15 protein-coding genes are annotated in these 14,337 nt (G+C 55.7%); 6 read left to right on the top strand and 9 right to left on the bottom strand.

Annotated elements, in window-relative coordinates:
* Positions 1 to 72 precede the first annotated feature (72 nt).
* On the top strand, positions 73 to 207 hold the full coding sequence (locus V1599_RS14165; RefSeq protein ID WP_258458377.1) for a hypothetical protein: 135 nt from the start codon (positions 73 to 75) through the stop codon (positions 205 to 207).
* A gap of 57 nt (positions 208 to 264) precedes the next feature.
* The gene (gene dbpA, locus V1599_RS14160) at positions 265 to 1,638 is read left to right on the top strand and encodes an ATP-dependent RNA helicase DbpA (RefSeq protein ID WP_395300280.1); all 1,374 of its coding nucleotides are present in this window, start codon (positions 265 to 267) and stop codon (positions 1,636 to 1,638) included.
* Positions 1,639 to 1,682: 44 nt separating this feature from the next.
* Here dbpA and ttcA read toward each other — a convergent pair whose 3' ends face one another.
* Positions 1,683 to 2,618 (bottom strand): tRNA 2-thiocytidine(32) synthetase TtcA, encoded by a 936-nt coding sequence (ttcA, locus tag V1599_RS14155; protein WP_112010135.1) that lies wholly within the window; start codon positions 2,616 to 2,618, stop codon positions 1,683 to 1,685.
* Between the two features lie 274 nt (positions 2,619 to 2,892).
* Between ttcA and V1599_RS14150 the strand changes: the two genes are divergently transcribed.
* The 3 genes from V1599_RS14150 to V1599_RS14140 all read left to right on the top strand — a co-directional run bounded on the left by V1599_RS14150 (position 2,893) and on the right by V1599_RS14140 (position 4,892).
* Positions 2,893 to 4,143 carry a mechanosensitive ion channel family protein gene (locus tag V1599_RS14150; RefSeq protein ID WP_112010134.1) on the top strand — a complete coding sequence of 417 codons (1,251 nt, stop codon included), beginning with the start codon at positions 2,893 to 2,895 and terminating at the stop codon, positions 4,141 to 4,143.
* A 129-nt stretch (positions 4,144 to 4,272) separates the two neighbouring features.
* Complete coding sequence (locus tag V1599_RS14145) at positions 4,273 to 4,470, top strand: hypothetical protein (protein WP_112010133.1); 198 nt, start codon at positions 4,273 to 4,275, stop codon at positions 4,468 to 4,470.
* Between the two features lie 2 nt (positions 4,471 to 4,472).
* Positions 4,473 to 4,892 carry a GFA family protein gene (locus tag V1599_RS14140; protein WP_112010132.1) on the top strand — a complete coding sequence of 140 codons (420 nt, stop codon included), beginning with the start codon at positions 4,473 to 4,475 and terminating at the stop codon, positions 4,890 to 4,892.
* Here the strand turns inward: V1599_RS14140 and V1599_RS14135 are convergent.
* The 4 genes from V1599_RS14135 to nifJ form a co-directional block, all read right to left on the bottom strand.
* On the bottom strand, positions 4,889 to 5,014 hold the full coding sequence (locus V1599_RS14135; protein WP_297123142.1) for a hypothetical protein: 126 nt from the start codon (positions 5,012 to 5,014) through the stop codon (positions 4,889 to 4,891). The genes V1599_RS14140 and V1599_RS14135 overlap by 4 nt on opposite strands.
* A 31-nt stretch (positions 5,015 to 5,045) precedes the next feature.
* A complete protein-coding gene (locus V1599_RS14130) occupies positions 5,046 to 5,258 on the bottom strand; it encodes a KTSC domain-containing protein (protein ID WP_112010131.1) in 213 nt (70 codons plus the stop codon).
* A 134-nt stretch (positions 5,259 to 5,392) separates the two neighbouring features.
* Positions 5,393 to 6,538, bottom strand: coding sequence for a porin OmpC (gene ompC, locus V1599_RS14125; protein WP_297123139.1), 1,146 nt, complete (start codon positions 6,536 to 6,538; stop codon positions 5,393 to 5,395).
* Positions 6,539 to 6,925: 387 nt separating this feature from the next.
* The gene (gene nifJ, locus V1599_RS14120; protein WP_395300279.1) at positions 6,926 to 10,450 is read right to left on the bottom strand and encodes a pyruvate:ferredoxin (flavodoxin) oxidoreductase; all 3,525 of its coding nucleotides are present in this window, start codon (positions 10,448 to 10,450) and stop codon (positions 6,926 to 6,928) included.
* Between the two features lie 269 nt (positions 10,451 to 10,719).
* Between nifJ and V1599_RS14115 the strand changes: the two genes are divergently transcribed.
* Entirely contained in the window at positions 10,720 to 10,986 is a 267-nt protein-coding gene (locus V1599_RS14115) for a DUF333 domain-containing protein (protein ID WP_395300278.1), read from the top strand.
* On the opposite strand, the gene hslJ is transcribed toward V1599_RS14115, so the two are convergent.
* The 4 genes from hslJ to V1599_RS14095 all read right to left on the bottom strand — a co-directional run bounded on the left by hslJ (position 10,987) and on the right by V1599_RS14095 (position 14,088).
* Positions 10,987 to 11,424: a heat shock protein HslJ gene (gene hslJ, locus V1599_RS14110; RefSeq protein ID WP_395300277.1), complete on the bottom strand. Its 438-nt coding sequence runs from the start codon at positions 11,422 to 11,424 to the stop codon at positions 10,987 to 10,989. It lies immediately after the preceding gene.
* Positions 11,425 to 11,549: 125 nt separating this feature from the next.
* The gene (locus tag V1599_RS14105) at positions 11,550 to 11,678 is read right to left on the bottom strand and encodes a DUF2474 domain-containing protein (protein ID WP_112010126.1); all 129 of its coding nucleotides are present in this window, start codon (positions 11,676 to 11,678) and stop codon (positions 11,550 to 11,552) included.
* A complete protein-coding gene (cydB, locus tag V1599_RS14100) occupies positions 11,678 to 12,688 on the bottom strand; it encodes a cytochrome d ubiquinol oxidase subunit II (RefSeq protein ID WP_395300276.1) in 1,011 nt (336 codons plus the stop codon). Before cydB ends, V1599_RS14105 begins: the two co-directional genes overlap by 1 nt.
* Positions 12,688 to 14,088 (bottom strand): cytochrome ubiquinol oxidase subunit I, encoded by a 1,401-nt coding sequence (locus V1599_RS14095; protein ID WP_395300275.1) that lies wholly within the window; start codon positions 14,086 to 14,088, stop codon positions 12,688 to 12,690. The genes cydB and V1599_RS14095 overlap by 1 nt, the downstream gene beginning before the upstream one ends.
* Between the last annotated feature and the right edge of the window lie 249 nt (positions 14,089 to 14,337).

Below are 14,337 nucleotides of genomic sequence, written 5' to 3'. Positions count from 1 at the left end.
CGGCTTTTTTTTGCCTCCAGCCCGTCAGCGTCTACCCTAAAAGAGCACTTCCCAACGCTGGAGGAAATGAGAATGCTGCACTTGAACGTCCGTCAGTCCGATCCGGTACCCACCGATCCGACGCCAATGCCCGATCCCATCCCGCGTCCGCAGCCAATGCCGGACCCGCCGCCGGATGAAGAGCCGATTAAAATGTCGCATCGTTAGCGGAGATCTGCGAGGATACGCGCCATCTGTCTGCGCTAATGACCACGAGAGACTATTGTGACCGCTTTTTCTACGCTTAATATTCTGCCTGCCGCCCAACTTGAGAACCTCAACGAGCTGGGCTATCTCACCATGACCCCCGTGCAGGCTGCCGCTCTGCCCGCCATTCTCGAAGGACGTGATGTCCGCGTGCAGGCCAAAACGGGCAGCGGGAAAACGGCCGCGTTTGGTCTGGGCGTGCTGCAACATATTGATGCTGGCTTGTTCAAAACGCAGTCCCTGATCCTGTGTCCGACCCGCGAACTGGCCGACCAGGTGGCGGGCGAGCTGCGTCGGCTGGCGCGTTTTCTGCCCAACACTAAAATTCTGACGCTGTGCGGCGGCCAGCCGTTTGGCGCGCAGCGTGATTCTTTACAGCACGCGCCGCACATTATCGTGGCAACGCCGGGCCGTCTGCTCGATCACCTGCAGAAGGGCACCGTCTCGCTCGATGCGCTGCAGACGCTGGTGATGGACGAGGCGGACCGCATGCTGGATATGGGCTTTAGCGACGCCATTGATGAGGTGATTCGCTTCGCTCCGGCAGATCGCCAGACGTTGCTGTTCTCTGCCACCTGGCCAGATGCCATTGCCGCCATCAGCGGGCGCGTGCAGCAAAACCCGCTGACCATTGAGATCGACAGCGTTGATGCCCTGCCGGCGATTGAACAGCAGTTTTTTGAAACGTCACAGCACGGCAAAATTCCGCTGCTGCAAAAGCTGCTCAGCCAGCACAAGCCCGCCTCCTGCGTGGTTTTTTGCAACACCAAAAAGGACTGCCAGGCGGTATGCGACGCACTGAATGCGGCCGGGCAGAGCGCGTTATCGCTGCACGGCGATCTGGAGCAACGCGATCGCGATCAGACCCTGGTCCGCTTTGCCAACGGCAGCGCGCGCATTCTGGTTGCCACGGACGTCGCGGCGCGGGGGCTGGACATTAAATCCCTGGAGATGGTGGTAAACTTCGAGCTGGCCTGGGACCCGGAGGTCCACGTTCATCGCATCGGACGTACCGCGCGCGCCGGTAACACCGGCCTGGCGATCAGCTTCTGCGCTCCGGAAGAGGCTCAGCGCGCCAACATTCTGTCTGAAATGCTGCAGCTCAAGCTTAACTGGGTCAATGCGCCTGTCGGCGTCAACGTTGTTCCGCTGGAAGCGGAAATGGCCACGCTTTGCATCGACGGCGGCAAAAAGGCCAAGATGCGTCCGGGCGACGTGCTGGGTGCACTAACGGGAGACATTGGTCTGGACGGGGCTGACATCGGAAAGATTGCGGTACATCCGGCCCACGTGTACGTGGCAATTCGCCAGCCTGTTGCGCATAAGGCCTGGAAGCAGCTGCAGAGTGGGAAAATTAAAGGCAAAACCTGCCGCGTTCGACTGCTGAAATAAGCCTGAAAAGGCGTCTCAGAGACGTATTCTGAGACGCTTTCGCATTATTTCACTTCAACAACGTTCAGACGCAGTTCGTCGAACTGCGCCTCATCGTCTTCCGGCTGCCAGCCGGCTGGCTGCATCGGGATCTCTTCGCGATCGAACGCTAAATCCCCGCCGTTTACTACGTCTGAATCGTGATTAATGCCTTTAAAGTCAAACAGCTCGGTATCCGCAAGGTGTGAAGGGACCACGTTCTGCATCGCGCTGAACATGGTTTCAATGCGGCCAGGATAGCGTTTGTCCCAGTCGCGGAGCATATCGCCGATGACCTGACGCTGCAGGTTTGGCTGAGAGCCGCACAGGTTACAAGGGATGATCGGGAATCCTTTCGCCTGCGAGAAGCGCTCGATGTCTTTCTCACGGCAGTAGGCGAGCGGGCGAATAACGATGTGCTTTCCGTCGTCGCTCATCAGCTTCGGCGGCATGCCCTTCATTTTTCCGCCGTAGAACATATTCAGGAACAGCGTCTGCAGAATATCGTCGCGGTGGTGGCCAAGCGCAATTTTGGTTGCGCCCAGTTCCGTCGCGGTGCGGTACAAAATGCCGCGGCGCAGGCGAGAACAGAGAGAGCAGGTCGTTTTCCCTTCAGGGATTTTCTCTTTAACGATGCCGTAAGTATTTTCTTCAACGATCTTATACTCAACGCCCAGCGTCTCAAGATACTCCGGCAGAATGTGCTCCGGGAAGCCCGGCTGTTTCTGGTCAAGGTTGACTGCCACCAGGGAAAACTTCACCGGTGCGCTTTGCTGAAGATTGCGCAGGATCTCCAGCATCGTGTAGCTGTCTTTACCCCCTGACAGGCAGACCATGATGCGGTCACCTTCTTCAATCATGTTGAAGTCTGCAATGGCTTCGCCAACGTTACGGCGCAGTCGCTTTTGCAGCTTATTCAGGTTGTATTGATCTTTCTTTTTAATCTCTTGATTTTGCGACATTTATAATTTACTCAAATCTCAAATGGGGCACCGGCAGGGCGCTTTGGACCGCTAAGGCGCCAACTTCGCATTATGGTACGGATTGCAGCGACGAATACCAGCACGTTTTTAGCTTAATGGCACATACCCTTGTTACGCAGCGCGGGCCACGGCGGATGCCGGGGCGTGGACTTGCTTATTCGTGTTATACCATGATGCGAATGAGTTAAATTTTTGTATAATAAATTTCGGGTTACAGATTATACAGAACGACAGGCAAAGCAGGCGAGGGACGATGGCATATCTGGACTATTTATTAACGTTTATTGAAAGCAACCCCGCGCTGGCGATTGGTTTCAACATTATCCTGCTGATTATCTCCGGATTCTTTGCGCATATTATGTGCAAATTTCTGCTGATTAAGGTCGTAAGAAGGGTATTCTTTGCAAGCCATAAGCAGGACGTACCGCTGGAGAAGGATCGCCGAATTGCTGAAAAGCTTTCCAACTTCGTTCCCGTTATTATCGTCTATTACGTTCTGCAGTTCATGCCGAATATGCCTGCGTCGCTGGTTACGGCAATAAATACCATCTGCGGGATATTGTTCTTTGTTTTTCTGTCCGTATTTTTCAACGAGATGCTGGACATTGTTAATAGCTCCTATCTACGGAAAACAAAAAGAAAAAACCACTCTATCAAAGGGTATATCCAGATCGGAAAAATTCTGGTGCATATCATTGCGGCAATAATGATTATCGCCGTGATGTCGAACAAATCACCTGCGATCATTATTTCCAGCCTCGGCGCGGTGGCCGCGGTGCTGATGCTGGTGTTCCAGCACACCCTGCTTTCCCTGGTCGCTAACGTGCAGCTTTCATCCAACGACGTACTTCAGCTGGGTGACTGGATTGAAATGCCGGACAAGGGGCTGAGCGGGGAGGTCACCGATATTGCGTTGCACACGATCACAATACGCAACTGGGATAATACGATTTCGCGTATACCAACAAAGAATTTCCTGACCGAAACCTATACCAACTGGCAGGCCATGTTTTCGTCCGGCGCGCGCCGGATTATGCGCAGCACAACAATCGATCAGCACTCCGTCACGTTTCTCACTCAGGAGATTCTGGCCCCTATGCTCGCAATACGCGGCGTGAGCGAACCGCTGGCAAAGCTGGTCGACGGGCGCGATCCGCTGGGGATCCCGGACAGCTGGTTTATTGATAACGGGCTGACAAACTTAACGCTGTTTCGCCACTATATGATGGCTTATCTCGCCGAAAGGCCGGATATCATCAAGGACATGTATATTGTCGTACGAACATTAAAACCTTCGGCGTCCGGTATTCCGCTGGAGATTTACTGCTTTACCTCTTCAACGCTCTGGATGGACTATGAAAATACCCAGTCGGCCATCTTTGAGTACATTACCGCTATCGCTGAAACATTCTCGCTCCGTTTATATCAATATCCGGCCGGTCATGATTTCTGGCGTCTTTCACGGGAAAGCATTGCTCATAAAAGCGTGCAGGCGGATGAGTAAAGAAATGCGGCCATCTGCTGAAATCAATTCAGCCTGTCATTCCTGAATGAATGCAGGGAAAAGCGGAGATGACGCGGGCATTTTACGTTACGCCTGCTACGCTTTTGTTGGGTATCAGGGAGCTTTCGCATGAAGAATAAAGATGAACAAACAGGATTAGTCGGACTGGCCATTGGTGCCGCGGTCATTGGACTCGTTGCGGCGCAAAGGCCCATCAGCTGCGAAAGTATCGTGGCGGAATTGGTCAGGCTCGGCAGGCAAAAGGGCGATGGCGTCGAGGACGAGGTATATCTGAAGGCCGCCGAACTGGTTAGAAAAGGGGTATAGCAATGACAGAAAAACGCAATGCGCAGTGCCACTGCGGTTCGGTGACGTTCACCGTGGAGTTGACCGACGGTTTTAATACCGCACGTCGATGTAACTGTTCTTACTGTCGGATGCGCGGGGCAATTGCCGTTTCAGCGCCGTTGACGGGAATCACGGTCACGCAAGGTGAGGATAAGCTCACGGAGTATCGCTTTAATACCCAACAGGCGCGCCATTTCTTTTGCTCGGTATGCGGGATTTATACGTTCCATCAGCGGCGGTCGAACCCCGATCAATACGGCGTGAACGTCGCATGCTTTGAAAATGTATCGCCCTTTGATTTTTCTGAAGTCGTAGTGACGGATGGCGTTAATCACCCAATGGATGGAGCCAGCAGCGGTATTTTGGGCTATCTGACATTTCGGAAAAAGGAAGCGAACTAGTCAGCATCAAGAAGGTTAAGCAGTTCGCCGAGATGCTGAACTACGCCCCCAAAATCAAAGATCAGGGCAATCCAGACGCAGCTTAACAGTGCCAGCAGGGCCAGTGATAAACGGGTGAACACACGTACATCCTTATCGTATGAGGGGCTGCTGTTACTGTAATATGTTTTCCTTAAACTTTCCCTTAACAACCCCATCGTAAAAGCGGCCTTTTGAGACCACGCGCAAAAAATCAGAAAAAACACGGGCGGGAACGTGCTGATACTGCACGAGAGTACGATCGCGAAAGCGGATTTCCAGAGTGGCGCTGCGTTCGTCATAGCCAATCGAGGCGATACGGGAAGATTTAACGGGATGATGCACCATAGCGATGGCCTCTTACGACAAGGGCAGAACACGTATCATGTTACAGAATCGTCGAAACAGGCAAGCTGAAACAATCGGATGATGCTGTTTTACGTATATAAAGAGATAGCCCGCAATAATGCGGGCTATTGACATCAGAACTGATAAACCAGACCCAGCGCGACAACGTCATCGGTACTGATACCGTTGTCCTTGTAGAACTGTTTATCTTCGTCAAGCAGGTTGATTTTGTAATCCACGTAGGTGGACATGTTTTTATTGAAATAGTAGGTTGCGCCAACGTCAGCGTATTTAACCAGATCCTGGTCGCCCTGGCCGTTTGCCAAATCTTTGCCTTTAGACTGCAGGTAGGAAATGGCAGGGCGGAGGCCGAAATCAAACTGATACTGCGCGGTGACTTCGAAGTTTTGCGTTTTATTCGCTACGCCGTCACCGTCGCCGTATGGCGTCATATTGCGGGTCTCAGAATACATGGTCGCCAGATAGATATTATTGGCGTCATATTTCAGACCGGCAGTCCAGGCATCGGCCTTATCGCCACCCGCCGTGCTGTGGATGATCTGATCGTTGGTACGGTCAGAGGAGGTGTAAGCCGCACCCGCGCTGAAGCCCATGCCGATGTCGTAAGTGGAGGAAATGCCCCAGCCGTCGCCATTGTCATAGCGATAGTCGTTGCCCGTGCTTACGCCATACTGGTCGTAGGTGTTTGCGCTGCGGCTCGCAGACCCTTCTTCGTTATTGCTGCCGCCTTCGTTAGTGCCCTGATACTGAACGGCAAAGTTTAGGCCCTGCACCAGACCGTAGAAGTCGGTGTTGCGGTAGGTCGCCACGCCGTTCGCGCGGTTGGTCATGAAGTTATCGGCTTTGCTGTAGGAGTCGCCGCCGAACTCAGGCAGCATATCGGTCCAGCCTTCCACGTCGTACAGTACGCCGTAGTTACGACCGTAATCGAATGAACCATAGTCGCCAACCTTCACGCCTGCGAAGGCCAGACGGGTCCAGGACTGGTTGTCAGAACCCTCGGTGTTGTTGGCCTGAATGTTGTATTCCCACTGCGCGTAGCCGGTCATCATGTCGTTAATCTGGGTTTCGCCTTTGAAGCCCAGACGCATGTAGGTTTGATCGCCGTCGGCAGAGGCGTTGTCAGAGAAGTAGTGCAGCCCGTCTACTTTTCCATACAGATCCAGCTTATTGCCATCTTTGTTATAAATTTCCGCAGCGTGTGCCGCGCCGGCCATTAAAATAGCCGGGATCATCAGTGCCAGTACTTTTCTTTGCATTTTGTTATTCCTTGCAGTTTTATTATTTAATTGCGTAGTGAACTTTCCTGGCTGGAAAGTTGTCCCATGCTAAATCACTCACGCGGAAGAACAATAAAATATAATTGTTACCGATTGAGTAAAACCTCAAGGAATTGCGTATTTAGAAATAGTGATAATTTCAATGAATGGTTTGAGCTTAATTATACGAAATTAAAATTATTCAACAATTACGTAAAGGAGTAATATCCCTCCCGTTATATGCCTTTAAGATTTCTTCATCCATAACAAAAATGAATATTGTTCTTATAACTAAACAGTATTCATGATTAATTTGGATTAGCCCGAAGCTGAGACTTCGGGCTTTTTTTTGTCCAAAAAATGCCCGGACTGGCCGGGCATAGACGATTATTCGCTTGCGGATTTTTCCGCTTTACCGGCCATTTGCGCCAGGAAGTCATACCGTTTTTGCAGATCGGCTGCCGCATCCTTCCAGAGCTGCTCGGCCACGTCCGGCTGCTGCGCGTTAAGGCGGCGGAAGCGCTGCTCCTGCATTAACGTTTCTGCCAGCGCGTCGGAAGGTGGCCGCGAATCCAGCGCCAGCGGCAGCTTGCCTTCATCCGCGCGGCGAGGATCGAAGCGATACAGCGGCCAGAAGCCGGTTGCGGTGAGCTGGCGCATCTGATCGTGGCTGAGCGCCAGATCGTAGCCATGCTCCTCGCACGGGCTGTAGGCGATGATCAGCGACGGTCCCGGATAGGCTTCCGCTTCCTGAATCGCCTTCACCGTCTGGTTTAGCTGCGCACCCAGCGAGATCTGCGCAACATAAACATGCCCGTACATCATCATGCTCACGCCGAGATCTTTACGTGCCTTGCGCTTACCGTGTTCGCCAAATTTGGTCACCGCGCCCAGCGGGGTTGCTTTCGACGCCTGGCCGCCGGTGTTGGAGTAGCACTGCGTGTCCAGCACCAGAATGTTGACGTTTTCGGTCAGGCTCAGCACGTGGTCCAGCCCGCCGAAGCCGATATCGTACGCCCAGCCGTCGCCGCCAATCAGCCAGATGGATTTCTCCACCAGCGCGTCGGCGTCGGTCAGCAGCTGTTCCGCGCCGTCCACGCCCTGGAGGGCAGCGCGCAGCTCGGAAACCTGTTCACGGCGAACCTCTGGCGTCGCGTCCGCGTGCAGCGCGTCGTTCAGTTCTGCCGGGATGTTATCCGCGAACTGTTCCAGCAGGCGCATGACCCGCGCGCGGTGCTGGTCCACCGTCAGGCGGAAGCCCAGGCCAAACTCCGCGTTATCTTCGAACAGCGAGTTCGCCCATGCCGGGCCGCGACCGTTTTCGTCGGTGGTGTACGGCGTGGAGGGCAGGTTACCGCCGTAAATCGATGAACAGCCGGTGGCGTTAGCAATCAGCATGCGGTCGCCGTAAAGCTGGGTCAGCAGCTTGATGTACGGCGTTTCGCCGCAGCCGGAGCAGGCGCCGGAGTACTCGAACAGCGGCGTGATCAGCTGCGAGGTGCGAATATCAATGCGCTCCAGCCTGCTGCGGTCGATTTCCGGCAGGCCGAGGAAGAAGTCGTAATTCACTTTCTCCTCTTCAACGTGCTCCAGGCGCGACATCATATTGATGGCTTTGATTTCCGGATTTTGACGATCTTTCGCCGGGCACACCTCGACGCACAGGTTACAGCCTGTGCAATCTTCCGGCGCCACCTGCAGAACGTATTTCTGGCCGCGCATGTCGCGGGACTTCACGTCCAGCGAGTGCAGGCTGGCCGGCGCGGTTTCCATCTCGTCAGGAGAGACCACCTTGGCGCGAATGGCCGAGTGCGGGCAGGCCGCCACGCAGTGGTTGCACTGGGTGCACAGTTCCTCTTTCCAGATGGGGATCTCTTCGGCGATATTGCGTTTTTCCCAGCGCGTGGTGCCCACGGGCCAGGTGCCGTCCGGCGGCAGCGCGGAGACGGGGAGGGCGTCGCCCAGCCCGGCCAGCATCGCGGCGGTCACGGTTTTCACAAAGTCTGGCGCCGCGTCGGAGACCACCGGTGGGCGGTTCGGGCTCGCGGCATTAACCTGCTGCAGCGGCACTTCGAACAGCGATTCGCGGGCCAGCGCCAGCGCCTGCCAGTTACGTTCAACCAGCTCCTGGCCTTTGCTGCTGTAGCTTTTCGCGATTGCGCCCTGAAGCTCCACCAGCGCGCTGTCGCCGGGCAGAATGTGGGTCAGGTGGAAGAACGCCATCTGCATAACGGTGTTAATGCGCGCGCCAAGGCTGCATTCGCGCGCAATCTTCGCCGCGTTAACCACGAACAGGCGTGCCTTTTTCTGGTTCAGAACGGCCTGCACTTCCTGAGGCAGGCGGCTCCAGACCTCGTCCGCACCGTACGGCGTGTTGATCAGGAAAATGCCGCCCGGCTTGAGGCGCTCCGCCATCTGGTATTTATCGATAAACTGCAGCTGGTGGCAGCCGACAAAATCGGCCTGCGAGATCAGGTACGCCGAGCGGATAGGCTGCTCGCTCACGCGCAGGTGGGAAACGGTCAAGCCGCCGGCTTTTTTGGAGTCATAGACGAAGTAGCCCTGGGCATACCACGGCGTTGAATTGCCGATGATCTTGATATTGTTCTTGGTTGCCGAGACGCTGCCGTCGCTGCCCAGGCCGTAGAAAAGCGCCTCCAGCTTTGCCGTTGCGGGCAGGGTATTTTCCGGCAGAGGGAGGGATAGGTTGGTCACATCGTCGTAAATACCGACCGTGAAGCGCGGCTTCGGCTTCGCTTCGTTCAGCTCGTTGAACACGGCGAGCACGCAGTCCGGTCCAAACTCCTTGGAGGACAAACCGTAGCGCCCGCCGATGACGCGCGGCAGCGTTTCGCGCTCGCCGCTGTTGAAGGCTTCCGCCAGCGCGGTCATTACGTCGAGATAGAGCGGCTCGGCGAGCGCGCCCGGCTCTTTGGTGCGGTCCAGTACCGCTACGGTGCGCGCGGTTTCCGGCAGCGCGGAGAGCAGGTGCTTCGCTGAAAACGGACGATAGAGGCGGACCTTCAGCACGCCCACCTTTTCACCGCGGGTTAGCAGTTCGTCCACGACCTCTTCGCAGGTGCCGATCGCCGAGCCCATCAGGATGATGACGCGTTCCGCCTGCGGATGGCCATAATATTCAAACGGCTTATATGCGCGCCCGGTAGCGGCGGCAAAATCGTCCATCGCCTGCTCAACGTGGGCGTAAACGGCGTCGTACCACGGGTTGGTGGCCTCGCGGGACTGGAAATAGGTGTCCGGGTTGGCGGAGGTGCCGCGAATAACAGGATGCTCGGGGTTCAGCGCGCGCGCGCGGTGCGCGTCGATCTCCGCCTGCGGGAGCAGGTTCAGGATCGTGTCGTCGGCAAGGGGAACGATTTTGTTGATTTCGTGAGAGGTGCGGAAACCATCAAAGAAGTGAATAAACGGCACGCGGCTTTTGAGGGTTGCTATATGCGAAATCAGCGCGAAGTCTTGCGCTTCCTGCACGCTGCTGGCGCAGAGCATCGCGCAGCCCGTCTGGCGTACGGCCATCACGTCGGAATGATCGCCAAAAATGGAGAGCGCGTGCGTGGCTACGGTACGGGCGGCGACGTGGAGAACAAACGGCGTCAGCTGGCCGGCCAGCTTGTACAGGGTCGGGATCATCAGCAGCAACCCCTGCGACGAGGTAAACGACGTCGACAGCGCGCCGGTCTGCAGCGCGCCGTGAACGGTGGCGATAGCCCCCGCCTCGGACTGCATTTCCACCACGCGTGGGACATCTCCCCAGACGTTTTTTAGCCCATTCCCGGCCCAGGCGTCCGCCTGTTCGGCCATGGTTGAACTTGGCGTAATTGGGTAGATGGCGATAACTTCGCTCGTGCGAAACGCGACTGACGCGACTGCACCATTACCGTCGATAGTTTGCATAGGACAATACCCTTACATTGCGCAAAAAGAGGGGCCTGCATCCGTCCGCAGACCCTGAATATTATCCCTCTATTCTAGCAAAGCGCGGTTTTTCCGATTTTCGCTTTTGTGTCCTGGGTATTCTCGGCATCAATGAGTAGATCAAACTTTTGGCAGAAAAATTGCGAGAAATTGTTTCTAAAGCGCATTAATACGCACCTGCGCTCTCGACGGCGCGGCGGGTGATGCCTATGATGCATAGGTTTCGCACTTTTTATGGGGGAGAAGTCATGCGTTCAGCGTTTTGGGTAGGGTGTGCCGCGTTATTATTGTCAGCATGCAGCAGTGAGCCCGTTCAGCAGGCCACCGCGGCGCACGTGTCGCCGGGCATGAAGGCGGCGATGTCCAGTTCGGGCCAGGCGAACTGCGCCATGATTGGCGGTACGCTGTCAGTGGCTCGTCAGCTCGACGGCAGCGCGACCGGCATGTGCGCCTTGCCGAACGGCAAGCGCTGCAGTGAACAGTCGCTCGCCGTGGGCAGTTGCGGTAATTACTGATTACTCCGCGCGCTTAAAGACCAGCGACTTATCGGCGGTTGCCAGCGTGAGCTGATCTTCAGTCAGATCGACCTGCGCTCCTTTGCTCAACATGTCGCTGAGCGTTTGATCGAGTTCGTTTAGCTGCGGCTCCGTGCAGAGCCTGCGGGTCATTGCCAGGTTTTTAACCTTGAGTTCGCCCTCGGACAATTTGCCCTGTCCGGTGAACCGGTTACACATGACGCCTGAGACGGCGATGTTCTTAATCAGGCTCAGATCGTGCTCTGAACTGAAGCTGATTTCAGGCTGCGCTGACGCGGCCTTTACGGCTTTCCCGTTAACGTTTTCCAGAATAAAACGGTGGTTCTGAAGCTGGTCAGGCTGAACGGACGCTTTGCCCGGATTGACGCAGCCCGCAACGATCAGGCTGAATAAACTTACTGCAACAAGCTTTTTCATTTTTCTTCTCAAACTATTTATATCGTGAATCTTTTACCAGTGTAACGATACTCTCCCGGCTGTTAATGGGGTTTATCCGAATGTGCGAGAAGTGGCCGGGCGGCACCTGGCCGCCGGGCCCAGGCTCAGTGGGACTTAAAGCCTGCCGCTGCCATCAGCATGCGGAAGAAAAGACTTACGCCAGCCAGCGCCAGCACGCTGCCGCCCCAGATGATCGCCAGCCACATAAGCCGTTTCCAGACAGGCTGTTTCATCAGTGATAACCCTCCCCATGCCGTACTTTTCCGCGAAAAACGTAATAGCTCCAGTAGGTATAGACCAGGATTACGGGAATAATCAGCAGCGCGCCGACCAGCATAAAGCCCTGGCTCTGCGCGGGTGCGGCAGCCTGCCAGAGCGTTATGGCCGGAGGAATAATGTATGGCCAGATGCTGATCCCAAGGCCGCTGAAGCCGAGGAAAATCAGGCCGAGCGTCAGTATAAACGGCAAATTATGGCGATTCGGGTTATCCAGGCTTCGCCACTGGCACAGGCTCAGAACGACGACCAGCGCCGGGACGGGCAGCAGGAAATAGAGGTCGGGCAGCGTAAACCAGCGGTCGGCAATGGCCGGATGCGCCAGTGGGGTCCAGATGCTGACTATCGCTATTATCCCCAGCAGAACAACCAGCAGCGCTTTCGATAGCTGGCGCATTCGCTGCTGCAGCCGGTTCTCGCTTTTCATCACCAGCCAGGTCGACCCTAACAGCGCATACGCAACAACCAGCCCCGCGCCGCAGAACAGCGTGAACGGCGTAAGCCAGTTAAACGGACCGCCGCTGTAGGCGCGCCCGGTGACGGAAAAGCCGTTTATTACCGCGCCGACCGTCACGCCCTGGGCGAAGGTGGCCACAATCGAGCCGCCGATAAAGGCTTTGTCCCAGAAAGGGCGGTGCGCCGGCGTTGCCTTAAAGCGAAACTCAAAGGCCACGCCGCGAAAGATAAGCCCGATCAGCATTAAGGTCAGGGGAACGGTGAGGGCGTCAATAATGACCGCATAGGCCAGCGGGAATGCGCCGAACAGCGCCGCGCCGCCCAGCACCAGCCAGGTTTCGTTCCCGTCCCAGACCGGCGCGACGCTGTTGACCATCACGTCGCGATCGCCAGCGTCCTGAATCGCGGGAAACAGAATGCCAATCCCAAGGTCAAAACCGTCCATGACGATATACATCAGCGTGGCGAAGACAATAATCACAAACCAGATAATGGAAAGATCGATACCCATTACGGCTTCTCCTCAAGGTGTGTGGTGACGGCGGAAAGCGGGCGAGCGGGACGTCCGTCGGCTTCGGTGGCGAAGGTTTCATGAGGCTGCGGGCCTTTTTTGATCAGCCGCACCATGTAGCTGTACCCCACGCCGAATACCGAGGTGTACACCACGAAGAAAGCCAGCAGGCTGATGCTCATATGCAGGTCGCCGTGCGCCGATACGGCATCCTTCGTGCGCTGAAGCCCATAAACGACCCACGGCTGACGGCCCACCTCGGTCGTCACCCATCCGGCAAGGATGGCAATCAGCCCCGATGGCCCCATCAGCAGCGCAAACCACAGGAAGGGGCGAGAAGAGTACAGGCGCTTTTTGTAGCGAAGCCACGCGGCGGCGACGCCCAGCGCCAGCATCAGCATGCCGAGCCCCGCCATAATGCGGAACGACCAGAAAACGATGGTGGCGTTGGGGCGATCCTCTTTCGGGAACGCCTTAAGTGCAGGAACCTGCTTGTCCAGGCTGTGGGTCAGGATCAGGCTGCCGAGCGCGGGAATTTCCAGCCCGTAGCGCGTGCGCTCCTGTTCCATATCCGGCCAGCCGAACAGTAGCAGCGGAGTCGGTTCGCCCGGCGGATTTTCCCAGTGCCCCTCAATGGCCGCAATTTTGGCCGGCTGATGCTTTAGGGTATTCAGCCCGTGCATGTCTCCGACCAGCGCCTGCAGCGGCGCGACGATGAGCGTCATCCACAGCGCCATCGAGAACATGGCGCGGATCGCCGGAGTGTTGTTCCCGCGCAGCAGATGCCACGCCGCCGACGCGCCGACAAACAGCGCGCTGCTGAGAAACGCGGCGATGGACATATGCAGCAGGCGGTAAGGGAAGGAGGGATTAAAGACCACGGCAAACCAGTCCACGGGGACAACCTGCCCGTTAACGATTTCATATCCCTGCGGGGTCTGCATCCAGCTGTTGGAGGAAAGTATCCAGAACGTTGAAATGATGGTCCCGAGCGCCACCATGCAGGTCGCAAAGAAGTGCAGCCCCGGCCCAACCTTATTCCAGCCGAACAGCATCACGCCGAGGAACCCGGCTTCGAGGAAGAACGCGGTGAGCACTTCGTAGGTCAGCAGCGGGCCGGTAATGCTGCCCGCAAACTGGGAGAAACCGCTCCAGTTGGTGCCAAACTGATAGGCCATTACCAGGCCGGACACCACGCCCATGCCGAAGTTAACGGCAAAGATTTTGGACCAGAAGTGATAAAGCGAACGCCAGACGGGGTTCTTAGACTTAAGCCACAGGCCTTCCAGTACCGCGAGATAGCTCGCCAGGCCGATAGTAATCGCCGGGAAAATAATGTGAAAGGATACGGTAAACGCGAACTGTATCCGCGCAAGGTGAAAAGCATCTAAACCAAACATGCACAGCCTCAATGTCAAACGGTGTGCTGTTATGGTATAGGGCCTTCGAAAAGCGTATCAGAAGCAGAAAGGGGAAATTTAGGTATAACAGTTGGCAATGAGCGGCTTTTTTCTTTATCTGATATACATCCGTGAAACGAATAAAAAAATTCTTTTTATGATTTTTACGCATTAAACCGCTTGCTTTGTCACCACCCCCGTGCGTTAATGGTTCTCTGGTTTTGATTTCAAAAGAATATCTGACGTAGT

This window comes from Enterobacter sp. ECC-175, from assembly GCF_043968675.1.
Classification (GTDB): domain Bacteria; phylum Pseudomonadota; class Gammaproteobacteria; order Enterobacterales; family Enterobacteriaceae; genus Enterobacter.
The sequence above is the reverse complement of the archived record's forward strand: the minus strand, read 5'-3'. Positions and strand labels throughout refer to the sequence as shown.